This window comes from Thermosediminibacter oceani DSM 16646 (assembly GCF_000144645.1).
GTDB lineage: Bacteria > Bacillota > Thermosediminibacteria > Thermosediminibacterales > Thermosediminibacteraceae > Thermosediminibacter > Thermosediminibacter oceani.
On the sequence record NC_014377.1, the window covers coordinates 2,246,979 to 2,266,003 of the forward strand.

Below are 19,025 nucleotides of genomic sequence, written 5' to 3' on the forward strand. Positions count from 1 at the left end.
AGCTTGACGAGCATACCTGAGTCCCCGGTACTCTTTTGCCTAACTGCCGGAACTCAGATTGACCCTTCAAGCAAACTACGCAAACATATATTCAGTAATAATATCGTACACCTTGAAAAGAAGCTCTGCCATATGTTTATTTTTCATGAATTTCAATTCCACTTTATACCCACCCGCTAAATTAAGTTTTATTTCGGCGTCTAAATCAAAGGTGCCAGCCGTTTCGATTGAATACGTAATGATCGATTTATAGGGAATTGTGCAGTATTCAATCTTTTTCCCTGTAAGTCCCTGCCTATCAGCGATTAAAATTCTCTTATCGGTAAAAACCGCAACATCCCGGTAGGTTTTTACTGCGAAAATTGGCTTTTCGTTGTTTATTAACATCTTGTTCAAGTGTTCGGGCACCGGGACTTCTTCATAAAAAAAATACTTGGTGGATAGCACATCGGCCATAAAATTATATCCTCCTTTTGCTTTTCCCTTATTATTCGGCAAAAGGAGGATAAATTCCTGCAACTACCATTAAAGCCCGGTCAATGGCACCAAATTGGCACCAAAAAAGGTCCTGGGACCGATACAAATTCCCAGAACCCTTTTTTCTTCAAAAATAAAAATGGAGCGGAAAACGGGATTCGAACCCGCGACCCTCGGCTTGGGAAGCCGATGCTCTACCACTGAGCTACTTCCGCCCATCATTGCAATTATATTATATATCAAATTTAAAGTCTAAGTCAAGATTCCCAAGAAAAAATGGTGACCCCGAGGGGAGTCGAACCCCTGTTACCGCCTTGAAAGAGCGGTGTCTTAACCACTTGACCACGGGGCCACAAGGATGGTGAGCCATCCGCGACTCGAACGCGGGACACCCTGATTAAAAGTCAGGTGCTCTGCCGACTGAGCTAATGGCTCACACAAAATATTCGCTTTTTGCAAAAGCAAACAGCAAGTATTATACTACTATAAAACAAAAAATATGTCAACCCCTTATAAATTTCCTTCTACGGTTCAAAAAAGCCTTATAAGTTCGAAACCCTGACTCCTCTTCGGTCCCACCGATATAAAGCAGATATCCACGCCGGTGAGCTCTTTGATGCGCTCCACATACCTCAGCAGGTTGGCGGGTAGCCGATTATATTCCGTGATATTCGATACGTCGGCATCCCATCCTGGGAGCTCCTCGTAAACCGGCCGGCATTCTCCCAATACTTTGAGGCTCGCCGGAAAGTTCTCTATTATCTCGCCTTTGTATTCGTAGGCGGTGCAGATTTTTACCTTATCCATGCCTCCCAGAGTATCCAGCTTCGTTATGGCAAGGTGTGAAAGTCCGTTCACCCGGACGGCGTATTTTAGCATCACTACATCCAGCCAGCCGCAGCGCCGCGGCCTGCCGGTAGTGGTGCCGTATTCGAACCCCCGCTCCCTTATATAGTCCCCGGTGGAGTCGGATAACTCGGTGGGGAAGGGACCTTTGCCTACCCTTGTGGTATAGGCTTTCACCACGCCCACCACGCTGTCTATCATGGTAGGGCCTATTCCGGCGCCTATGCAGACCCCGCCAGCTATGGGGTGGGAAGAAGTGACGTAAGGGTAAGTCCCCAGGTCCACATCAAGGAGCGTACCCTGGGCTCCTTCGTAGAGGATGTGCTTTCCGGCCCTGGCTCCCTCGTATATGACGGCGGTTGTGTCGCATACCATGCCCCGCAGCTCCTCAGCGGCTTTCAGGTAGTTTTCCAGGATGGGGCCTTTTTCCAAACCCTTTGCGCCGTACACCTTTTCCAGAAGGTGGTTTTTCGTCTCCAGGTTCAGCTCCAGCTTTTCTTTGAACACTTCGGGGTCCATCAGGTCGCACATCCTGATGCCCACCCTCTCGGCCTTGTCCACGTAAGCAGGCCCTATTCCCTTCCGGGTGGTGCCCAGCTGGTGCTCTCCCTTTCTATCCTCTATAAGTTCGTCCAGCAGCTTGTGGTAGGGCATTATAACGTGGGCCCGGTCGCTTATCTTAAGATGTGATTTCACGTCTATACCGTGGCCTTTCAGGTACCTTATTTCGTCTATAAGGGCCAAGGGGTCTACCACCATTCCGTTGCCTATTATGCAGATCTTCCCCGGATGGAGGATACCGGAGGGTATAAGGTGAAGCTTGTACTTTACGTCGCCGACTTCCACCGTATGGCCGGCGTTGTTGCCTCCCTGATAGCGCACCACGATGTCAGCTCTTTGGGCCAGGTAGTCGACTATGCGCCCCTTACCCTCGTCACCCCACTGAGAACCTATGACAACAACTCCAGACATCATTTTCACCCCTTGCAATTATATCCCGGTTCCGTTTAATTTTCTGTTCAGGATTTCCCGGGCGACGATGACCCCGGAAACGGACGCCTGGGCCAGTCCTCTGGTAACGCCCGCCCCGTCTCCCGCGGCAAAAAGGTTCCTGATCTGGGTTTCCAGGCTCGAATTTAAAGCAGGCCTTGCGGAATAGAATTTCACCTCTACGCCGTACAGCAGGGTGTGCTGGGAATAAACGCCCGGTGCCAGTTTATCCATAGCCTGAAGCATTTCCAGGATGCTCACCATGTGCCTGTAGGGAAATACCAGGCTGAGATCTCCCGGTGTGGCCTCCTTGAGGGTGGGCACCACCAACCCTCTCTTTATCCTCTCGGGGGTCGAACGCCTGCCCGAAAGAAGATCTCCCAACCTCTGAACGAGCACGCCGCCTCCCAGCATGTTTGCCAGGGTAGCTATATACTTGCCGTAGGAGATGGGCTCACGGAAGGGCTGGGTAAAGGTTTTGCTCACGAGCAGGGCAAAATTCGTATTTTCAGTCTTCCGGTCGGCATAACTGTGGCCGTTTACGGTGATGAGTCCGCTGTTGTTTTCTATAACAACTTCGCCGTAGGGATTCATGCAAAAGGTCCTCACCCTGTCGTCGAAGGACTTGGAGTAGTAGACCAGTTTTGACTCGTAAACTACATCGGTAAGGGGCTCCATAACCACGGCCGGGACTTCAACCCTCACCCCAATGTCCACGGGGTTGATCATCATGTCAAGTCCCAGTCGCTGGGCCTCTAGGGCGAACCACTCGGCCCCTTCCCTTCCGGGTACTGCCACTACGTAATCGGCGGTGTATTCCTCTCCGCTTTCGGTGACGACTCCTTTAACTTTGTCGTCATCGACCTTGATGGTTTTCACCGGCGCGCACGTCTTTATATCCACCTTTCCACCTAAGTAATTCCGCATTTCCCTTAGTATATTCCAGCACTTTTCGGTGCCCAGGTGCTTAACTTTCGCGGGTATCAGCCTGAGGTCGGCGGTTGCCGCCTTCCGCTGCAGCTGCTTTACCTTTTTTTGGTCGGTTCCGTGCACCATTTCGGTGGCTCCGAAACTGAGGAACACCTTGTCCACGTAGTTTATCAGTTCGGCCACTTTTTCTTTAGGGATGTATTCATCCAGCCATCCACCGAATTCGGTGGTCAGGGTGAGCTTGCCGTCGCTGAAGGCGCCGGCTCCTCCCCACCCGTTTACTATGGAACAGGGATCGCAATTACGGCATTGGATCTTTTTTTCTTTGGAGGGGCACAGCCTTGCGTCGATGTCCCTGCCTTTTTCCAGGATCAGTATCTCAAGATCCCTGTCTTTATCAACCAGCTCCAGGGCGGTAAAAATACCTGCCGGCCCCGCCCCGATTATTATGACGTCGTAATGTTTGGGCATATTGCCACCACCCTGCCGTTATTAAAGTCACACATTATAAAATTATTATTCTCAGCCTTAGGGAATATTAAAGATTTCAACAACCTAAATTATAATAGCAGAGGAAGCCCGTAATGTCAAATAAAAAAGCGAATATTTTTTGTAATAATATTAACTAATATTCGTGATTTCCGCGCCTTATACCCTTATTGCAGTAATATTTTGGGAATAAAAAAGCGCGGCCAGTAAGCCGCACCATCACTCTCTTGCACACCTCATCAGCATTTTCTCGTTTATCACTATTATCTTCTGCCTGTCTATATCTATTATACCTTGCTTTTTCATCTGGCCCAGGATCCTGGTCACCGTTTCCCGGGAAGTACCCACCAGCGCCGCCAGCTCCTGGCGCGTGACCGGCAGGTCTATCTCGATACCCCGGGATGTCCTCTGCCCGTAATTTATCGATATCCTGTGAAGAAGACACGCGGTGCGGTCATAGGTATCCTTCAGGGCCAGGTCTTTTATTTTGTCCTGGGAATCCCGGAGTCTTGAGGCCATGACCTTTATAATTCTTAAGGCCAGGTCCGGAGTTTGGCCTATCAGTCGCTCAAGGTCCTCGTTTTTTATAAAGGCGACGGTGGTATCCTCCACCGCTTCCGCTGTGGCGGGATACGGACCTCCCCCCAGAAGCACGGCCTCGGCGAAGACATCACCTTCGCCGAATATGTGCAGTATGTACTCCCTGCCTTCATCGTCGGATTTGTATACCTTCACCTTGCCTGATTTTATAAAGTACACCGCCTCACCCGGTTCTCCCTCAAAAAAGATAACGGTGCCCTTTTTATAATGCCTGGTATTTACAAGACCCCTTATTTTTGCTAAATCACCGTCGGAGAGGCCGGAAAAAATGTAAACTTTCTTCAACGCTTCTTCTACCCCGGTATCCCTATCGCCGCTTTGTGCGGGCACCGCTAACCCCCCTTCCGAAACCGCCTTTTATGCATACTTGGCCGCCTCGCTCTGGCGGTGTTTTTCAATGCTCACGAACTTGGTGTACTGGGAGAGCCATACCAGCTCTACTTTGCCCGTCGGGCCGTTTCTCTGTTTTGCTATGATGACTTCGGCGATGTTCTTCCTGTCGGTGTCGGGATTGTAGTAATCCTCGCGGTATAAGAAAGCCACCAGGTCCGAGTCCTGCTCCTGGCTGCCCGATTCTCTAAGGTCGCTGAGCACCGGCCGGTGGTCGGCCCTGACATCCGGAGCTCTGGAAAGCTGGGACAGCGCCACCACCGGGACGTTGAGCTCCCTTGCCAGAGCTTTTAAGGACCTGGAGATCTCCGAAATCTCCTGCTGCCGGTTTTCCGACTGCCCCCTTCCCGCTATGAGCTGCAGGTAGTCGATCACCACGAGCCCCAGTCCCTTTTCAGCTTTGAGCCTTCTCGCCTTGGCTCTGATCTCCAGGCAGGTGATGCCCGGGGTGTCGTCTATGTAGATAGGGGCTTCCGATAGCGGACCCATAGCCCGGGCTAGTCTTGGCCAGTCGTCCTCTTCAAGCCTTCCGGTGCGCAGCTTGTGGCTGTCCACGTTGGATTCGGCGCAGAGCATTCTCTGCACCAGCTGCTCTTTGGACATTTCCAGGCTGAAAATGGCCACCGGGATGCGGTGTCTTATGGCTGCGTTCTGGGCTATGTTCAGAGCAAAGGCGGTCTTGCCCATACTGGGCCTTGCAGCCACAAGTATGAGGTCCGAGGGTTGCAGTCCGGAAGTCATTGCGTCCAGGTCGGGGAAGCCGGTGGGCACCCCGGTTATTCCTCCCTTTGAATTGTAGAGCTGCTCTATGCGCTCGAAGGTGGCAAGCAGCACGTCTTTTATATGGTGGAAGTTATCCACCCGGCGCTTTTGAACTATGCCGAATATCCTTCTCTCGGCTTCGTCCAGCAGCTCCTCCACGTCATCCTTCGGCTCGTAAGCCAGCGACAGTATCTTGGAGGCGGTCTCGATTAGGCGACGCAGCAGGGCCTTTTCCTCGACGATCTTGCAGTACTGGGCTATGTTGGCGGGTGTAGGTACCACTTCGGTAAGGTTGGTAAGGTATGTGACCCCACCCACTTCTTCCAGCATCTTTCTGCTGCGCAGGGCTTCGGTAACGGTTATAAGGTCGACGGGGTCCCTGTTCTCGTGGAGCTCGGCAATGATATCGAATATTCTGCGGTGAGCCTCTATATAAAAGTCTTCGCTTTTCAGGCGTTCCAGCGCCACGTAAATAGCCTCCCTGGAAAGAAGCATGGAACCCAAAACCGACTGTTCGGCTTCCATGTTATGAGGAGGCACTTTTGGAGGCATCAAATTCATAAATATCACCCTTCGGTTACCCTGACGATTATCCTCGCCTCAACTTCCGGGTGCAGCTTTACGGTAACCTCGTAGCTGCCCAGGGATTTGATGGCTTCGTCCAGCTGGACCTTTCTTTTGTCTATTTCCACCCCGTACTGTTGTCTTAGGGCTTCAGCTATGTCCTTTGAAGTGATCGAACCGAAAATCTTTCCCTGTTCGCCGGCCTTGACTTTCAACGTCACGGTGCCTTTTTTGATCTTCTGGGCCAGCTCTTCGGCCTCTTTCTTTTCCTTGGCCAGTTTGTTTTCCCTGGCTTTTTTCTCCTGCTCCAATTTCGCCAGGTTCCCGGGAGTGGCCTCTACAGCCAGGTTTTTGGGGAAGAGATAGTTCCTGGCGTAGCCGTCGGCCACATTTACCAGGTCGCCCTTTTTGCCAAGGCTTTTTACGTCCTGAAGGAGTATTACCTTCAACTGGAATCCCCCTCTTCCATAAATTCCTCGATGGCTTTTTTCAATCTTTTTATAGCTTCTTCCATAGTGACGTCAGGAATCTGGGCTCCGGCAACGGCCATATGGCCCCCGCCGCCCAGTTTTTCCAAAATCCTTTGAACGTTTATATCACCAAGGGACCTGCCGCTTATGGCTATGCCCCCGTCTACGGGCACCAGCACGAAAGCCGCAAAGACACCTTTTATCTCAAGCAACGTATTGGCGGCCTGAGCTGCGGCAAGCCGCGGATTTTCGGGCTTATAATCGTAGCAGGATATGGCTATGTGACCGGGCAGGATTTGCGCCCTTTTTACCACTTCAGCCCTGCGGTTGAATTCATCCAGTTGTTCCTGAAAGAGCCTGTGCACTAAGGTCGGGTCGGCGCCGGCCCTCCTCAGATAAGAGGCGGCGTCGAAGGTCCTGACACCCGTCTTAAAGACGAAGTTCCTGGTGTCCACGGCAATCCCGGCAAGAAGCGCCGTGGCCTCCCGCGGGGTGAGCTTCACCTCTTCACCGATGTAAGACAGTATCTCCGTGACCATCTCGCTGGTCGACGAAGCGTAAGGTTCCAGGTAGACCAGCAGTGCGTTTTCGATAAACTCTTCGCCCCGGCGGTGATGGTCTATCACCACTATCCTCTCGGCCTTTTTCAGGAGCTCCTGGGAATAGCAGAAGGAAGGCCTGTGGGTATCCACGATGACCACAAGGGTGTTCCTGGTGAGAGCGTAAAGAGCATGCTTCTCGCTGATGAAAGTCTCCTTTATGTCCCGGTCTTCCAGAAGAAGGTTGAGGAGGGACTCTACCGCGTGGCTCTGGTCCGGGGATAGAACGAAGAAACTTTCCCTGCCCAGGCACCTGGCAGCCTTTACTATGCCCACCCCGGCACCCAGGGCGTCCATGTCCAGGAAGATATGTCCCAGCACCAACACCAGATCCGATTCTTCCATAAGGTCCCGCAGGGCATGGGCGATCACCCGGGCTCTAACGCGGGTGTACCTTTCCACTTCCTTCGTCTTCCCCCCGTAAAAGAAGGTCTTCGACCCGGTCTTCACCACCGCATGGTCGCCGCCCCTTCCGAGGCAGAGCTCCAGAGCGTTCTGGGCGATCTTACTTTGCTCCAGCAGGCTCTTTTGCCCGTAAGATGCGCCTATACTGAGGGTGACGGGCATGGCGTTTTTGGTCCTGATCTCCCTGATTTTCTCCAGAATCGCGAACTTGCCTTCCTCCACCCGGCGAAATTTGTCCATGGTGACTGCCGCCAGAAATTTATCGTCGTCGAATTTCTTTATGAACCCGTCCAGACCCTGGACCCACTGGGTTACCGCCTTATCTATCCTGGCCAGCAGCTCGGGGCGGTTTTCCTCGGGGGTGGCGGCTAGGACCTCGTCGTAGTTGTCCACCTGAATGTACATAAGTACCGGGGTGTTTTCATCCGGGCATCTCAAAGGCTTCTTGCCGTCTTCGGTTTTTTCGGCCGGTTCTTCCCGCTCCGGGCCCCGAAAGTAAATATACAGCAAAACAAGGGCGAATAGAACACAAAACCCTAGAGCAGCCTTTATGTCGGCAAAAGCCATTACCAGGAGCTGGAGAACGATCAGGCCGAGAAGCAGGCTATTTTTTTTGATAAAGTCAAAGAAATTACCCCGCATAAATTACTCTCCCTGAATCACAACCCGCGGAAATTGAAAACAGTATCTACCATTCCGGCTAAGAAGATCAACTGGGCAAAAAAAGGGTTGGTAAACACAAAGAGGACGATCAGCGCCCTGACGGGTTTTGCGACATTGTACCTGCCCAGGTAAAAGCTCAGGATGGATAATCCCTGGACGAAAAAAGCGAAGGTGAATATCATCTGCAAATTTAACCCCAGCTGCTTTAAAATACCCACCGGCCAGTAGGCTTCCAGTAGCACGGCGAGCTGCCCCAGCAGGAGTAAAAACACCGTAAAGACCGGTAGCCGCCACTGCCAGAAGGGCGGAAAGTCCTCGATTTTGTATCCCAGGCGGCGAAGCACGACCCTTGAAATCTGGTAGCTCAAAAAGGCGCTGGTAATCGACGCCAACACCAGGATCGCCGGGATCAACAGGGGCATTAAATCCAGCATTTTTTCGTACATCCCGACCACTGTTTTGACCGTTTCGGGATCAACCCCCATGCGGTTGTAAAGATCCGCGGCAGCTGAAAGGCCTTCCTTGTAGGCGGCTATCTCCTGTAGAAAGGGGTTTATACCCATTATCATAAGGGATATCAGGAAAAGGGCTACGTTCGACGCCAGGGAAGCCACCGCGCCCACGCCGAAAACCCTGAAAGGCGGGTAATTTTTCCTCAAAGCCCAGCCCATGCCTATGCCTATCAAACCGAAACCCAGCATCACCGCAAGGGCCTTAAGGGGGCCCGAGAACATGGCGGTCACAAGTCCGGTAACCAGCACCGAAAGCACGGTGATCCTCAGACCCTGCCTCATACCCAGTATTATTACGGGCACCGGCAGCACCAGGTCGAGAAAGATCCCCAGGGCGGGCACGTACATGGAAAATAGGCTGAGTATTATTGTTATCGCCGAAAGCAGCGCTCCTTCCACTACGGCTTTTGTACTGAAGCGATGCATCGTCTCCTCCTCACCTTTACAAAAAAGAGAGGGTATACCCCTCTCTTACTCGCTCGTGAAAGGCAACAGGGCAATGTTGCGCGCCCTCTTTATAGCTACCGTGAGCTGCCTCTGGTGTCTTGCGCAATTACCGGTTATACGCCGGGGCAAGATCTTGGCTCGCTCGGTTATGAACTTCCTGAGCCTGGCAACGTCCTTGTAGTCGATGTAATCTATCTTATCCATGCAGAAGCTGCATACCTTTTTCTTCTTGTTCTTCTTGGATTTCAACCCTTTCCCTCCTTTTCATCAAAAAGGTACATCGTCGCCTTCGGATACGTTTTCATCGAAATCGAAATCAAAATCTATATCTTCGATTCCCTCGTTGTTCCCACTGAAACCAGAATTCGGTTCGGCCGATCTGGGCCTGTCTAAAAACTGCACTTCATCGGCGACCACTTCGGTAACCCAGCGCCGCTGCCCGCCGGGCGTATCGTAGGACCTCACCTGAAGCCTCCCGGATACGCCCACCAGCCGGCCCTTCTTGAGGTTGTTGGCACAGGTTTCCGCCAGCTTCCTCCATACCACTACGGGTATAAAGTCGGCTTCGCGCTCACCCTTTTGGTTTATAAAGGGCCTATCCACCGCCAGGGTGAAGGTGGCCACCGCCACTCCGTTAGCAGGGGTGAACCGCAGTTCGGGGTCTTTCGTCAACCTCCCTATTAGAATAACCTTGTTCAAGGTTTCCACCCCTTTATTTATCCTTTCGGAAAATGATGTGCCTGAGCACTCCGGTGGTTATCTTGAAAACCCTCTCCATCTCCTGGGCCGCGGAAGGGGTTGCGGAGAAATTCATCACCACGTAGTAACCCTCTTTGCGGTGGCTGATGGGATAGGCGAGCCTTCTCTTTCCCCACCGGTCGATTTCTTTGACCTCTCCCCCTCTTTCCTCGATGAGGGCCTTGAACTTGTCTACCAGGCCGTTGATCGACTCTTCATCGAGTTCGGGGTCGAGGATGTACATGGTTTCGTACTCCCTCATTTTTTCACCTCCTCGGACTATGGCCCTAGATTATCTCTAGAGCAGAGATGCTTCTTGCGTATTATATCATTTATCAAAGGGTTTTTCAAGCAGTTCCGGCTGGACGCACTTTATAATCTTTTTCACGCTCTTTTCGAACTTGGGCCTCGGTATCATGACCTTGCGCCCACACCCCAGGCATTTTATGCCGAAATCGGCTCCCATCCGCCAGATTTCCCACTCTAAACTGCCGCAGGGGTGCTTTTTCTTCATTTCCACCACATCACCGATGTGAAATTTCAATTCTCTTCCTCCTCCCGGGAAGCCCCGTTTATAAGCACCATCCTGGGGTATGGAATTTTTATCCCCTCTCTGTCGAACCTTTCCTTTATGGCCTTCCTGAGTTCCCTCTCCACGCTCCACTGCTGCATCGGCAAAGTCCTAGCCCATATTGTTATAACCGCTTCGGTGGGACCCAGGTCGCTGACGCCGAGCACTGTGGGACCCTCCACGATATCCTTTCTTTTGTGCCGGATTTCATCAGCCACTTCTTCCAGCACTTTCAGCACTCTGTCCAGATCCTCCTCGTAGGACACCCTCACGTTCACCATAGCTCTCAAGTTTCCTCTCGAGTGATTGGTGACTCGGGTAATCTCCCCGTTGGGGATTATGTGAAGCTGGCCGCCGAAATCCCGAAGTTTCGTGGTCCTTAAGCCCATTTCCTCCACGGTGCCCGAAACTCCTGCGGCTTCTATGTATTCCCCCACCTGAAAGTAGTCTTCAAATATGATAAAAAACCCGGATATAACGTCCTTTACAAGGCTTTGGGCACCGAAGCCGATGGCAAGACCCCCTATGCCTGCAGCTGTTATAATTGATGTGGTTTTCACACCGAAGGTCTCCAGCACAACTACTGTTGCTATAAAGTAAACAATGTAGCGGAGAATACTTTTCAACAGGCCGACGAGGGTCTTCATCCTGCTTTCGTTGAGCGGTATTTTCTCTAACTTCAGTGCAAAGATGCGTTCGATCATCCGGGACCCGATCCTTATCGTTACGGATGCCAGAAAGAGTATAACCAGGGCCTTTAGTGCGGACCTGTAAACCGGCGGTAAGCCGTAAAGCATATCCCTAATGAGCTGATAGTTCAGCAAGAAAAACCCCTCCGGTTAAATGGTAATCGTCCTGAAAGCGGAAAGTTTCTCGGCGATCGTGTACATGTTGGTGATGCTCCCTACAGCCAGCTTTTCCTTCAGACCGTAGTAGTCAAGGCACGTGCCGCAGGACATCACTTCCATCCCCCGGGATTCCAGTTCCCTCAAAGTATCCAGAACTTCCGACCCCTCGGTGGTCAGGTAAACCCCCCTGTTCAAAAACAGAGCACACTCCGGAAGCCGGGGCGCTTCCTTCAGCGAGTAAAAGTAATTTTTTAAAAGAAGTTTCCCCAGCTCTTCCGAACCCCGACCAAGGGTGTCGCCCGTAACCAGGAGCACGTACGGCGATCCGTCGGAGGGTACGACTTCGCAGCACCCCCCTTTTTCCGGCTTCCCTGCTGTTACCGCTTCTTTGTCGATGGAAATGTAAAAGTTATCGCCTTTCGTTTCCACGAGAAAACCGTACCCCTGGTTTTTCGCGAACTTGATTATATTCTCCCGGGCTACCTCGTCATCCACTATAGCCACAACCCTGCCCCGGTCGATGGAATCCAGAGCTTTTTTAGTCATTATCAACGGTTCGGGACACTTTTTGCCTCTGCAGTCCACTTCTATTGCCATATCATTACCTCCTGCAATATATAATTCCGAAAGCTTCTCTCTTACTTTAAATAAATTTTACCACAACGGGCAGGATGAAATCCAGGAACTTCATGTGCTGCAGGATATACGAACCGCTCACACCCCTTTCAAGAACGCTGCCGGGCCACGCCATGACAAAAGGCGAAAGCACCGAGCTTATTAGGGCAATCCATACCGAGGTGGAGAGCAGCCCGAACCCCATGCCCATTATGCGGTTCGTGAATGAAAGCTGGGAAAACATGAACACCCCGCTCAGAAAAAAGCCTACCAGGGCAAACAATACCTGAACCGCCAAAAAAATTGCCAGGAAGCCCAGTGCCGAAAGGGCCATTTCCATCAGCGTGCCGGCGCCGATAGAGGTTTCAACAGCATGGGCCGTTCCCGGAAGCCCCGGGTTTAACATCGGCGAAAGCGCCTCTTCCATATTCAGGCTCTCCTTCAAAAACCCCACCGCAACATCCCGGTAGAATATACTCACGTAAAGGGCAACCAAGGTCCCTGCGATTTTAAAGGCCGAGAGCAGAAAACCCTTTGAAAAACCGTCAAAAGCACTTTTTAAAAACAGAACTATAAGCAATATGTCGAGCCAGTTCATGGGCTCTCCCCCCTTCCTTTCTTAAGATTAAAGTTCTATTTATTCCGGGAAAACCCTTCCTGCGATTCCCCTTTTTATAATTAATTTTATTTCGTATTTTAATATGAATACCTAGTTGCCGAATTACATATAATGTTAAAAAAAGGTTCGAGGAGGCATGACATGCTGCTTAATCCCCATGTATTTAAGCCCTACGACCTGAGGGTTCATATAGATAGCCCCAACGCCGTAGAAACCATCGCCAGGGGATTCGTCAAAATCCTCTCCGAAACTTACTGTCCTCAGTCGCCGATAGTGTTTTTATGCATAGGCACCGACCGTTCCACCGGGGACTCCCTGGGCCCTCTGGTAGGAAATATGTTGAAGGAAAAAGGTTTCTCCAACACGAGGGTGCTGGGGTGTTTGGCTGAACCCGTCCACGCCGGCAATCTCCAGAAGGTAGTTGAGGAGATTCACGACCTGTACGATGAACCTTACATAATAGCAGTAGACGCCTCCCTGGGCCGCTCGGAAAACATAGGCACCGTAAAAATCGCAAAAGGACCTCTCAAGCCGGGGGCCGGGGTCAACAAAGACCTGCCGCCGGTGGGCAGATTTCACATAACCGGCATAGTAAACGTGGGTGGGTTTATGGAATTTATGGTGCTGCAAAATACCCGCCTGTTCCTGGTTATGAGAATGGCCCAGACCATTTCGGAAGGCATAACCCTGGGAATGAAGCAATTTTTCGCTTAATAAAAGGCTGCCTGCGGCAGCCTCAGCTTGTAGACAAAGCCGCTTTTAGGATGCATAACCTAAAAGCGGCTTTTTGTTGAAGGCGAAGAAAATTTTTAAGAAAAACGAATGTAAAGCGGGGACTGTTGGCGGAAACGTTCCCCGTCTTTTCTTCCATAAAGCCAGCTTTTTTAAATTCATGCATGCGAAAAGAAGCGTGAGGTAATGTCCAACTTTCCTCAAGCCTCGTAGATTTGTATAGCGCATGCCATGCTTTTCCTTCGCATCGGCAAATACCCGCTCGATGGTCTGGCCGCGCATTTTGTATAGTTCTTTACCCCATTGGGTGTGTCTTATATCTTCCGCTATTTCTATGTAATGCTCCCATATATGCCGAGTTATGATTTTTGTGTAATTTTTACTTTTGGTGCACTGTAGGCGCATGGGACATTTACAGCATATTTGGGGGTTGCTCCTATATTCCCGGTATCCCGCCCGGTTGGTGGTGCTGTATTCTAATATTTGGTTGTTGGGGCATATGTAACAATCATAATATTCGTCATAGACGTATTCGCGTTTTTTAAAGTAGCCATCTTTGGTCATCGGCCTCTTGTAGGGCATAACGGGAAGCGCTCCTGCCTCAATGATTTCTCTGCATATCCCGGGGGTTTTGTAGCCTGCATCAACCACTACCGCCTCTATTTTAGAAAATTTATCGTTTACTTCTTGAAATAAATCGGAGAATACCTGGCTGTCATGAACATTTCCAGGTGCTATTTTGACACCAAGGACAAAGTTGTTCCGGTCACAGGCTACAGAAGCTGTGTAGGCAAAGCAGCGCTCTTTTTCCCCTTTTTGAAACATCCCACTTTCAGGATCTGTGGTGCTTACCCTGACTTTTTTAGAGCTATTTTCTCCTTTGTTGTTATCGTCATCATCATCTTCTTCTTCAAAGGGCTTTTTACCGTTTGCTTCCCGTTCGGCGTTGATTTCTTTTAAAAGTTCTTCCTTATATTTTTGAGTCCGTTGCTTAGCGACTTTCTCGATATATTTATTCTTATTGGCACTGGCTTTTATGTGAGTAGCATCGATAAATACTGCATCTGTTTTAACAAACCCGCATTCTATTGCTTCCATCAACACCCGCTCGAATATCTTTTCAAATAGATCACTTTCCTTAAACCGCCGTTCATAGTTTTTTCCAAAAGTTGAAAAGTGAGGTATTTTTTCTTGTAATCCATAGCCTAAAAACCAACGGTAAGCTACATTGACTTCTACTTCTCTGATGGTTTGGCGCATGGAGCGGATTCCATACAATGCTTGGAGCATGAGTAGCTTAATTAACACTACCGGGTCAATACTAGGTCTTCCTGTATTTTCGCTATATAGGTCTTTTACTTCATCATAAATGAAATTAAAGTCGATGCTTTCTTCTACTGCCCTAAGGAGATGGTCTTGAGGTACTAAGCTATCGATGCTTACTAATTCTACCTGCTCTATTATTTCTCGATTTTTCTTCGTTAACATTTCATCGCCCCACAATATTTTTGTATCTTCTTTAATTTTACTAAAAAGCTGATGATTTTTGTACTAGCTTTTGCAAAAAAAGACTGTCGACAGTTACTTTGTCGACAGTCTGAGGCTGCCTGCGGCAGCCTTTTTTGTATCATAACTTACCTTCCAGTTCCTCGAGAACCTGGAGGACGGTTTTTCCCTCGGCGTTTACCACCGGAATGTTAAACGTAGTATCCTCAATACCCGAAAAGTTGTCATCTAGGCCATTTACTACAATGGCATCGGCCCTGTTATCGCCGATTCGGGTTACGGCGTATCCCCTTTCCTTCAGCAGTTCCTTTACATTGCTGAGGGAATCGTCCACGGCTATGGTTTTTTTCATCGGCACCACCTCCTGTTTAAATAAAATGTTCGTAGACCCGGTTTTTTATTATCTCGTATACCTCCTCCGGAGTCCTTTCTTCGGCGTTTACCAGCAACACCCCAAAGGGGCTCATCGGAGTTAGTTCGTCGGACATCTCCTCTGAAAAGCTGTTATAGGGTTTCGAAACTATATCCTTGAGCTTTCTGCCGGTGTAGACCACGGCGTCTACCGGACCGCTGACCTGGCTCCAGGGTACGGTGATAAATCCCCGCTGCCTCAAGTATTCGCCCAGATCCTCCAATCCATCCTCCAGTGCTATCACCCGGGACATCCTGCCACCTCCCGAATTTATTTTTATCGGAAGCTGGCAGAATTATACTCTCCCGTTATCACTTTTAAAGCACCGGGTTCCACAGAGAATTCTACAGGTGTGGTGCCTATCACGTCGCCGTCGGCGTGGACTTTCGTGGGCCTTTCGAACTCAACCCTTACCTTTTTGCCCCTGAAAACCTCGTAAGCGGGATGATTTTTGTGCTTCCCGGTAAACACGCTGGGAAGGAATCTTAAAAGCTCCATCCTGCCGATGCTGTTCACTATGCAGACGTCCAGCAGCCCGTCGTCGAGCAGGGCGTCGGGGCATATCATCATGCCTCCGCCGTAATAACGGGCGTTGCCGACGGACACGAGCCAGACTTTACGGTGCAGCACCCGTCCATCGATTTCGATAACCGCCCGCCGGGGAGCAAATGTCGCCAGAACCTTAAAAAGCCCCGTTACGTATGCCGGCGCACCCCTTAAAAACCTCATGTTTTTATTGATGGCATCGGCCACTTCCGCATCAAGACCGGCGCCGGCCACGTTTATAAAACAATTGTCATCCACTCTTATTAGGTCGATGCATCTTACCTTGCCGTTCTTGACGGTTTCCAGGGCTTTTTGAGGGTTTTGAGAAATTCCCGCTGACCTTACAAAATCGTTGCCGGTGCCGGCCGGAATCACCCCCAGCAGGGCTTCGGTACCGGACAAAGCCCGGGCCACCTCCCGCACAGTGCCGTCGCCGCCTACGGCCACTATCCTCTCGTATCCCGCCTTCACGGCCTCTTTTGCGATGGCGGTGGCTTTACCCGGGCCTTCCGTCAGGGCGAAATCGTAGGGAAAATCAATGAAAGGCTTTAAACTTTCCCAAACCGCCAGAGCTTTTTTCCTGCCGGCAGTAGGATTTACAATAAAAAATATTTTCAATATTGGGCCTCCTTTAATAACCAAAGCAAAACCCAACTTACGTTGGGTCCGTTTTTTGAGTTTTTGTTTTTTTCTCCCTGCTCATTTCGCACCTGCCTTCGAAAACCGCCCCGTCCTCGATGGTAATACTATCAACTTTCAAATCCCCCAGCACTTTGCCGGAAGATTTTATTTCCAGCTTTCCGGTCAGGAGCATGTTTCCGTTGAGCTCCCCGGCTACAATGGCATTCCTAGCCTTTATCTGGGCGTTGACGACACCGCCCTCGGCAATGATTATATCGCCGGAACTCTCTATTTCCCCTTCAATCCTGCCTTCGATGCGAAGCACGCCGCTCGCCTTAATAGTGCCTTTAAATTCCGTCCCCTTTCCCAGGAGTGTATCCACCCGTTCGGTATTTAAATCCACAGTTTCGCCTCTTTTGCCGAACATGCTAGCCCCCCTTAATCCAAGTATTCCTCAGGGTTCCTGGGCATACCGTTTACCTTTACCATGTAGTGAAGATGGGGCCCCGTGCTCCTGCCGGAACTTCCCACCCTGGCAATAGTGTCCCCTTTCTTGACCCGCTGTCCCGCCTTCACCAGAATCCTGGAGACATGGCTGTAAGCAGTCTCAATGCCGTAACCGTGGCTTATCTCCACCGTATAGCCGTAACCGGACTTGTACCCGGCAAAGGTAACCTTTCCATCGGCGGTAGCCTTTATCGGGCTTCCGTAAGGGGCCGCTATGTCAAGGCCGTCGTGAAACTCTGTGCTCCGGCCGAAGGGGGAGCGCCTGTACCCGAACCCGGACGTTACTCTCCCCCTAATAGGCCATATAGATGGAGTGCAGGCCAACCTTTTGTTTCTGGCCTCTAACGCCGCCACCAGCTGCTCAAGGTTGTTTTCCTGTTCCTCCAGCCTCCTGTCGAGCTCCTCGAGCTGCTCAAGGGCCCTTTGCCTGTCGATTCCGCTCCTGCTGGCAAGCCCCGCAGGCTGAGAGGGCGGTGAAGTTTTCCTATCAAGCTGCGCTTTCAGCGCCGGGTCATTTTTAAGCATCTCCCTCAGGCTTGCATCCAGTTCCTCCAGCTTTTTTACTTTCTCCTCCATGCTCCTTGTTTTTTCTTCAAAATATTCAATCCGGTCCTGAATAGCTTCGTATTTTCCGGCCTTATCGGAGAGCTCCTCGTTCCTGGCTTTAAGCTCTCTGTAAGAAAGGAAAAAATAAACGGATGCTCCCGCTAGCAGCACGGCCGTCCCGGCGGCTATGTACTTCATGAGTTTTATAAGGGATAAAGTAACCGAAATAGAAAAAGTGGGCTTTTCCGAGTGCGGTATTATCATCAATGTGATAAATCCGCCCCTCTTATTTCCTTTCACCCGCCTCACATTCCTCCTTCTTTTGATGCCGGCTTACAACGCATATTATATAAATTATTAAAATTCGCCATCGTCTGTAAAAAATCCTTTTCCGGAAATAGCCTCCTCCAGCACTTCTTTTTCTTCCGGGCTCAGCGGATAAGTAGAGCTGCCGTTCACTACGGGTTTCAGGTATACCCGGTTTTCATCCCTGCCGTATATGCTGGTAATTAGAACCCCGCTGTTATGTCCGTTTAGAAGGGAAATGGAAAAGCTCAGGTTCCCGCCCATATCTTCGAAGGCGTTGTACCTCTTGATATGTACCTTTTTGATCGCGTTAAGGCTTTCCTTTTCCAGGGCCTCTATCCGGTCCTTCAATTCCGAAAAATCGGATTTTGCGCTGGCGACACTATCCATATACTCCATCAGTAAGGCTTCCAGGTTTTTGCCGTTCACGCCCCGCATTATGGCGGTGTATTTTTTGGAAATCGACGAGAGTCTGGCGTTTATGACTACGAAAAAAAAGAGGCTTAAAAGCGAAATTACGGTGAGCAAAAGCAGCACCCAGTCCAGGTGTGCGAAGATAAAATCGTTTAGAAGTTTTGTGAAATCAAAGACCATATATAGATTCCTCCAGACCAGCCTTTACAGTTTCGGAAAGCGCGAAATGAAAACCGTTATGACGACTGCCGTAAAAATCGCCGGCAGCAGGTTCCCCACCTTTATACGGGGTCTGCCTTCCAGCATGTTGATACCTATCCCGAAAATGAGCAGACCTCCAGCGGCGGTCATTTCAGCTATTATAGCGTCGGTAAGGTATGATTTAATAAATACGGCCGCCAGGGTTATACCTCCCTGGTAGAGGAAAACCGGTATGGCCGAGAAAGCCACACCGATTCCCATACTCGACGAAAACACCACCGCGGAAACCCCGTCAAGAATTGACTTGATAAACAGTATCCTGTGATCGCCGGTAAGGCCGCTCTCGATGGACCCCATGATAGCCATGGCTCCAACGCAGTATATGAGGCTTGCGGAAACGAAGGCCCTGGTGAAGTCGCTGTCACCGTTGCCGAAACGCTCTTCCAGGTTCTTCCCCAGAAAGTTGAGCCGTTCTTCTATCCGCAATGCCTCTCCCGCTATGGCTCCCGTAACTATACTTAAGGTCACTACAAGCAGGTTTTTGGTCTCCAGGGCCATGGAAAGTCCTATAAGCATCACTACCAGGCTGAGGCCCTGCATTATCGTGGACCTGACGTTTTCGGGAAACCGGCCCTTCAGCACATTCCCCGCAAAGGCCCCTGCTATAATAGCTGCTGCGTTTACGATAGTTCCCAGCAA

At 50.4% G+C, this 19,025-nt stretch carries 24 protein-coding genes and 3 tRNA genes; 1 reads left to right on the top strand and 26 read right to left on the bottom strand.

Annotated features, from left to right (window positions below; all coding sequences use genetic code 11):
• Positions 1 to 75 precede the first annotated feature (75 nt).
• The 18 genes from TOCE_RS11325 to TOCE_RS11410 all read right to left on the bottom strand — a co-directional run bounded on the left by TOCE_RS11325 (position 76) and on the right by TOCE_RS11410 (position 12,514).
• Positions 76 to 456, bottom strand: a complete 381-nt coding sequence (locus tag TOCE_RS11325) for a PH domain-containing protein (protein ID WP_013276962.1) — start codon at positions 454 to 456, stop codon at positions 76 to 78.
• A 161-nt stretch (positions 457 to 617) separates the two neighbouring features.
• Positions 618 to 692: transfer RNA gene (locus TOCE_RS11330), tRNA-Gly, on the bottom strand.
• A 62-nt stretch (positions 693 to 754) separates the two neighbouring features.
• A tRNA-Glu gene (locus TOCE_RS11335) sits at positions 755 to 829 on the bottom strand.
• A 7-nt stretch (positions 830 to 836) separates the two neighbouring features.
• Positions 837 to 912, bottom strand: a tRNA-Lys gene (locus tag TOCE_RS11340).
• 96 nt (positions 913 to 1,008) lie between these two features.
• Positions 1,009 to 2,295: an adenylosuccinate synthase gene (locus TOCE_RS11345; protein WP_041423956.1), complete on the bottom strand. Its 1,287-nt coding sequence runs from the start codon at positions 2,293 to 2,295 to the stop codon at positions 1,009 to 1,011.
• A gap of 18 nt (positions 2,296 to 2,313) precedes the next feature.
• Positions 2,314 to 3,714 carry an NAD(P)/FAD-dependent oxidoreductase gene (locus TOCE_RS11350; protein ID WP_013276964.1) on the bottom strand — a complete coding sequence of 467 codons (1,401 nt, stop codon included), beginning with the start codon at positions 3,712 to 3,714 and terminating at the stop codon, positions 2,314 to 2,316.
• Between the two features lie 237 nt (positions 3,715 to 3,951).
• Complete coding sequence (locus tag TOCE_RS11355; RefSeq protein WP_013276965.1) at positions 3,952 to 4,662, bottom strand: Crp/Fnr family transcriptional regulator; 711 nt, start codon at positions 4,660 to 4,662, stop codon at positions 3,952 to 3,954.
• Between the two features lie 27 nt (positions 4,663 to 4,689).
• Positions 4,690 to 6,045 (bottom strand): replicative DNA helicase, encoded by a 1,356-nt coding sequence (gene dnaB / locus TOCE_RS11360; protein ID WP_013276966.1) that lies wholly within the window; start codon positions 6,043 to 6,045, stop codon positions 4,690 to 4,692.
• Between the two features lie 5 nt (positions 6,046 to 6,050).
• Positions 6,051 to 6,497, bottom strand: coding sequence for a 50S ribosomal protein L9 (gene rplI, locus TOCE_RS11365; protein ID WP_013276967.1), 447 nt, complete (start codon positions 6,495 to 6,497; stop codon positions 6,051 to 6,053).
• Complete coding sequence (locus tag TOCE_RS11370; RefSeq protein ID WP_013276968.1) at positions 6,494 to 8,164, bottom strand: DHH family phosphoesterase; 1,671 nt, start codon at positions 8,162 to 8,164, stop codon at positions 6,494 to 6,496. Before TOCE_RS11370 ends, rplI begins: the two co-directional genes overlap by 4 nt.
• Before the next feature lie 17 nt (positions 8,165 to 8,181).
• Positions 8,182 to 9,123, bottom strand: a complete 942-nt coding sequence (locus tag TOCE_RS11375; protein ID WP_013276969.1) for a YybS family protein — start codon at positions 9,121 to 9,123, stop codon at positions 8,182 to 8,184.
• 45 nt (positions 9,124 to 9,168) lie between these two features.
• A complete protein-coding gene (gene rpsR / locus TOCE_RS11380) occupies positions 9,169 to 9,393 on the bottom strand; it encodes a 30S ribosomal protein S18 (protein WP_013276970.1) in 225 nt (74 codons plus the stop codon).
• Between the two features lie 18 nt (positions 9,394 to 9,411).
• On the bottom strand, positions 9,412 to 9,843 hold the full coding sequence (locus TOCE_RS11385; protein ID WP_013276971.1) for a single-stranded DNA-binding protein: 432 nt from the start codon (positions 9,841 to 9,843) through the stop codon (positions 9,412 to 9,414).
• Positions 9,844 to 9,856: 13 nt separating this feature from the next.
• Positions 9,857 to 10,144, bottom strand: a complete 288-nt coding sequence (gene rpsF / locus TOCE_RS11390) for a 30S ribosomal protein S6 (protein WP_013276972.1) — start codon at positions 10,142 to 10,144, stop codon at positions 9,857 to 9,859.
• 66 nt (positions 10,145 to 10,210) lie between these two features.
• Positions 10,211 to 10,396, bottom strand: a complete 186-nt coding sequence (locus tag TOCE_RS11395; protein WP_049817975.1) for a DUF951 family protein — start codon at positions 10,394 to 10,396, stop codon at positions 10,211 to 10,213.
• Between the two features lie 26 nt (positions 10,397 to 10,422).
• Entirely contained in the window at positions 10,423 to 11,277 is an 855-nt protein-coding gene (locus TOCE_RS11400) for a mechanosensitive ion channel family protein (protein ID WP_013276974.1), read from the bottom strand.
• Between the two features lie 15 nt (positions 11,278 to 11,292).
• Positions 11,293 to 11,898 carry a sulfurtransferase-like selenium metabolism protein YedF gene (gene yedF / locus TOCE_RS11405; RefSeq protein ID WP_013276975.1) on the bottom strand — a complete coding sequence of 202 codons (606 nt, stop codon included), beginning with the start codon at positions 11,896 to 11,898 and terminating at the stop codon, positions 11,293 to 11,295.
• Positions 11,899 to 11,944: 46 nt separating this feature from the next.
• Positions 11,945 to 12,514 (bottom strand): CvpA family protein, encoded by a 570-nt coding sequence (locus tag TOCE_RS11410; protein ID WP_013276976.1) that lies wholly within the window; start codon positions 12,512 to 12,514, stop codon positions 11,945 to 11,947.
• Between the two features lie 162 nt (positions 12,515 to 12,676).
• Here TOCE_RS11410 and yyaC point away from each other — a divergent pair, with 162 nt between their 5' ends.
• Positions 12,677 to 13,249 carry a spore protease YyaC gene (gene yyaC, locus TOCE_RS11415; RefSeq protein WP_013276977.1) on the top strand — a complete coding sequence of 191 codons (573 nt, stop codon included), beginning with the start codon at positions 12,677 to 12,679 and terminating at the stop codon, positions 13,247 to 13,249.
• Positions 13,250 to 13,294: 45 nt separating this feature from the next.
• On the opposite strand, the gene TOCE_RS11420 is transcribed toward yyaC, so the two are convergent.
• The 8 genes from TOCE_RS11420 to TOCE_RS11455 form a co-directional block, all read right to left on the bottom strand.
• Positions 13,295 to 14,755 (bottom strand): IS1182 family transposase, encoded by a 1,461-nt coding sequence (locus TOCE_RS11420; RefSeq protein ID WP_425358462.1) that lies wholly within the window; start codon positions 14,753 to 14,755, stop codon positions 13,295 to 13,297.
• A 139-nt stretch (positions 14,756 to 14,894) separates the two neighbouring features.
• Positions 14,895 to 15,125, bottom strand: a complete 231-nt coding sequence (locus TOCE_RS11425; RefSeq protein WP_013276978.1) for a YkuS family protein — start codon at positions 15,123 to 15,125, stop codon at positions 14,895 to 14,897.
• Positions 15,126 to 15,141: 16 nt separating this feature from the next.
• The gene (locus tag TOCE_RS11430; protein WP_013276979.1) at positions 15,142 to 15,438 is read right to left on the bottom strand and encodes a YkuS family protein; all 297 of its coding nucleotides are present in this window, start codon (positions 15,436 to 15,438) and stop codon (positions 15,142 to 15,144) included.
• A gap of 23 nt (positions 15,439 to 15,461) precedes the next feature.
• Positions 15,462 to 16,349 (bottom strand): diacylglycerol/lipid kinase family protein, encoded by an 888-nt coding sequence (locus TOCE_RS11435; protein ID WP_013276980.1) that lies wholly within the window; start codon positions 16,347 to 16,349, stop codon positions 15,462 to 15,464.
• Positions 16,350 to 16,386: 37 nt separating this feature from the next.
• Complete coding sequence (locus TOCE_RS11440; protein WP_013276981.1) at positions 16,387 to 16,779, bottom strand: bactofilin family protein; 393 nt, start codon at positions 16,777 to 16,779, stop codon at positions 16,387 to 16,389.
• A gap of 11 nt (positions 16,780 to 16,790) precedes the next feature.
• Entirely contained in the window at positions 16,791 to 17,705 is a 915-nt protein-coding gene (locus tag TOCE_RS11445; protein ID WP_013276982.1) for a M23 family metallopeptidase, read from the bottom strand.
• 57 nt (positions 17,706 to 17,762) lie between these two features.
• Positions 17,763 to 18,305, bottom strand: coding sequence for a DUF4446 family protein (locus tag TOCE_RS11450; RefSeq protein ID WP_013276983.1), 543 nt, complete (start codon positions 18,303 to 18,305; stop codon positions 17,763 to 17,765).
• A gap of 24 nt (positions 18,306 to 18,329) precedes the next feature.
• Positions 18,330 to 19,025, bottom strand: a complete 696-nt coding sequence (locus TOCE_RS11455; RefSeq protein WP_013276984.1) for a DUF554 domain-containing protein — start codon at positions 19,023 to 19,025, stop codon at positions 18,330 to 18,332.

What these genes read in the sequence shown, in the direction of transcription:
- TOCE_RS11440 (WP_013276981.1), bottom strand. Translation starts at nt 16,779, where the DNA reads ATGTTCGGCAAAAGAGGCGAAACTGTGGATTTAAATACCGAACGGGTG.
- TOCE_RS11345 (WP_041423956.1), bottom strand. Translation starts at nt 2,295, where the DNA reads ATGTCTGGAGTTGTTGTCATAGGTTCTCAGTGGGGTGACGAGGGTAAG.
- dnaB (WP_013276966.1), bottom strand. Translation starts at nt 6,045, where the DNA reads ATGAATTTGATGCCTCCAAAAGTGCCTCCTCATAACATGGAAGCCGAA.
- TOCE_RS11325 (WP_013276962.1), bottom strand. Translation starts at nt 456, where the DNA reads ATGGCCGATGTGCTATCCACCAAGTATTTTTTTTATGAAGAAGTCCCG.
- TOCE_RS11410 (WP_013276976.1), bottom strand. Translation starts at nt 12,514, where the DNA reads ATGAACTGGCTCGACATATTGCTTATAGTTCTGTTTTTAAAAAGTGCT.
- rpsF (WP_013276972.1), bottom strand. Translation starts at nt 10,144, where the DNA reads ATGAGGGAGTACGAAACCATGTACATCCTCGACCCCGAACTCGATGAA.
- TOCE_RS11425 (WP_013276978.1), bottom strand. Translation starts at nt 15,125, where the DNA reads ATGAAAAAAACCATAGCCGTGGACGATTCCCTCAGCAATGTAAAGGAA.
- TOCE_RS11350 (WP_013276964.1), bottom strand. Translation starts at nt 3,714, where the DNA reads ATGCCCAAACATTACGACGTCATAATAATCGGGGCGGGGCCGGCAGGT.
- TOCE_RS11370 (WP_013276968.1), bottom strand. Translation starts at nt 8,164, where the DNA reads ATGCGGGGTAATTTCTTTGACTTTATCAAAAAAAATAGCCTGCTTCTC.
- TOCE_RS11395 (WP_049817975.1), bottom strand. Translation starts at nt 10,396, where the DNA reads ATGAAGAAAAAGCACCCCTGCGGCAGTTTAGAGTGGGAAATCTGGCGG.
- TOCE_RS11430 (WP_013276979.1), bottom strand. Translation starts at nt 15,438, where the DNA reads ATGTCCCGGGTGATAGCACTGGAGGATGGATTGGAGGATCTGGGCGAA.
- TOCE_RS11420 (WP_425358462.1), bottom strand. Translation starts at nt 14,755, where the DNA reads ATGTTAACGAAGAAAAATCGAGAAATAATAGAGCAGGTAGAATTAGTA.
- TOCE_RS11450 (WP_013276983.1), bottom strand. Translation starts at nt 18,305, where the DNA reads ATGGTCTTTGATTTCACAAAACTTCTAAACGATTTTATCTTCGCACAC.
- yedF (WP_013276975.1), bottom strand. Translation starts at nt 11,898, where the DNA reads ATGGCAATAGAAGTGGACTGCAGAGGCAAAAAGTGTCCCGAACCGTTG.
- TOCE_RS11375 (WP_013276969.1), bottom strand. Translation starts at nt 9,123, where the DNA reads ATGCATCGCTTCAGTACAAAAGCCGTAGTGGAAGGAGCGCTGCTTTCG.
- yyaC (WP_013276977.1), top strand. Translation starts at nt 12,677, where the DNA reads ATGCTGCTTAATCCCCATGTATTTAAGCCCTACGACCTGAGGGTTCAT.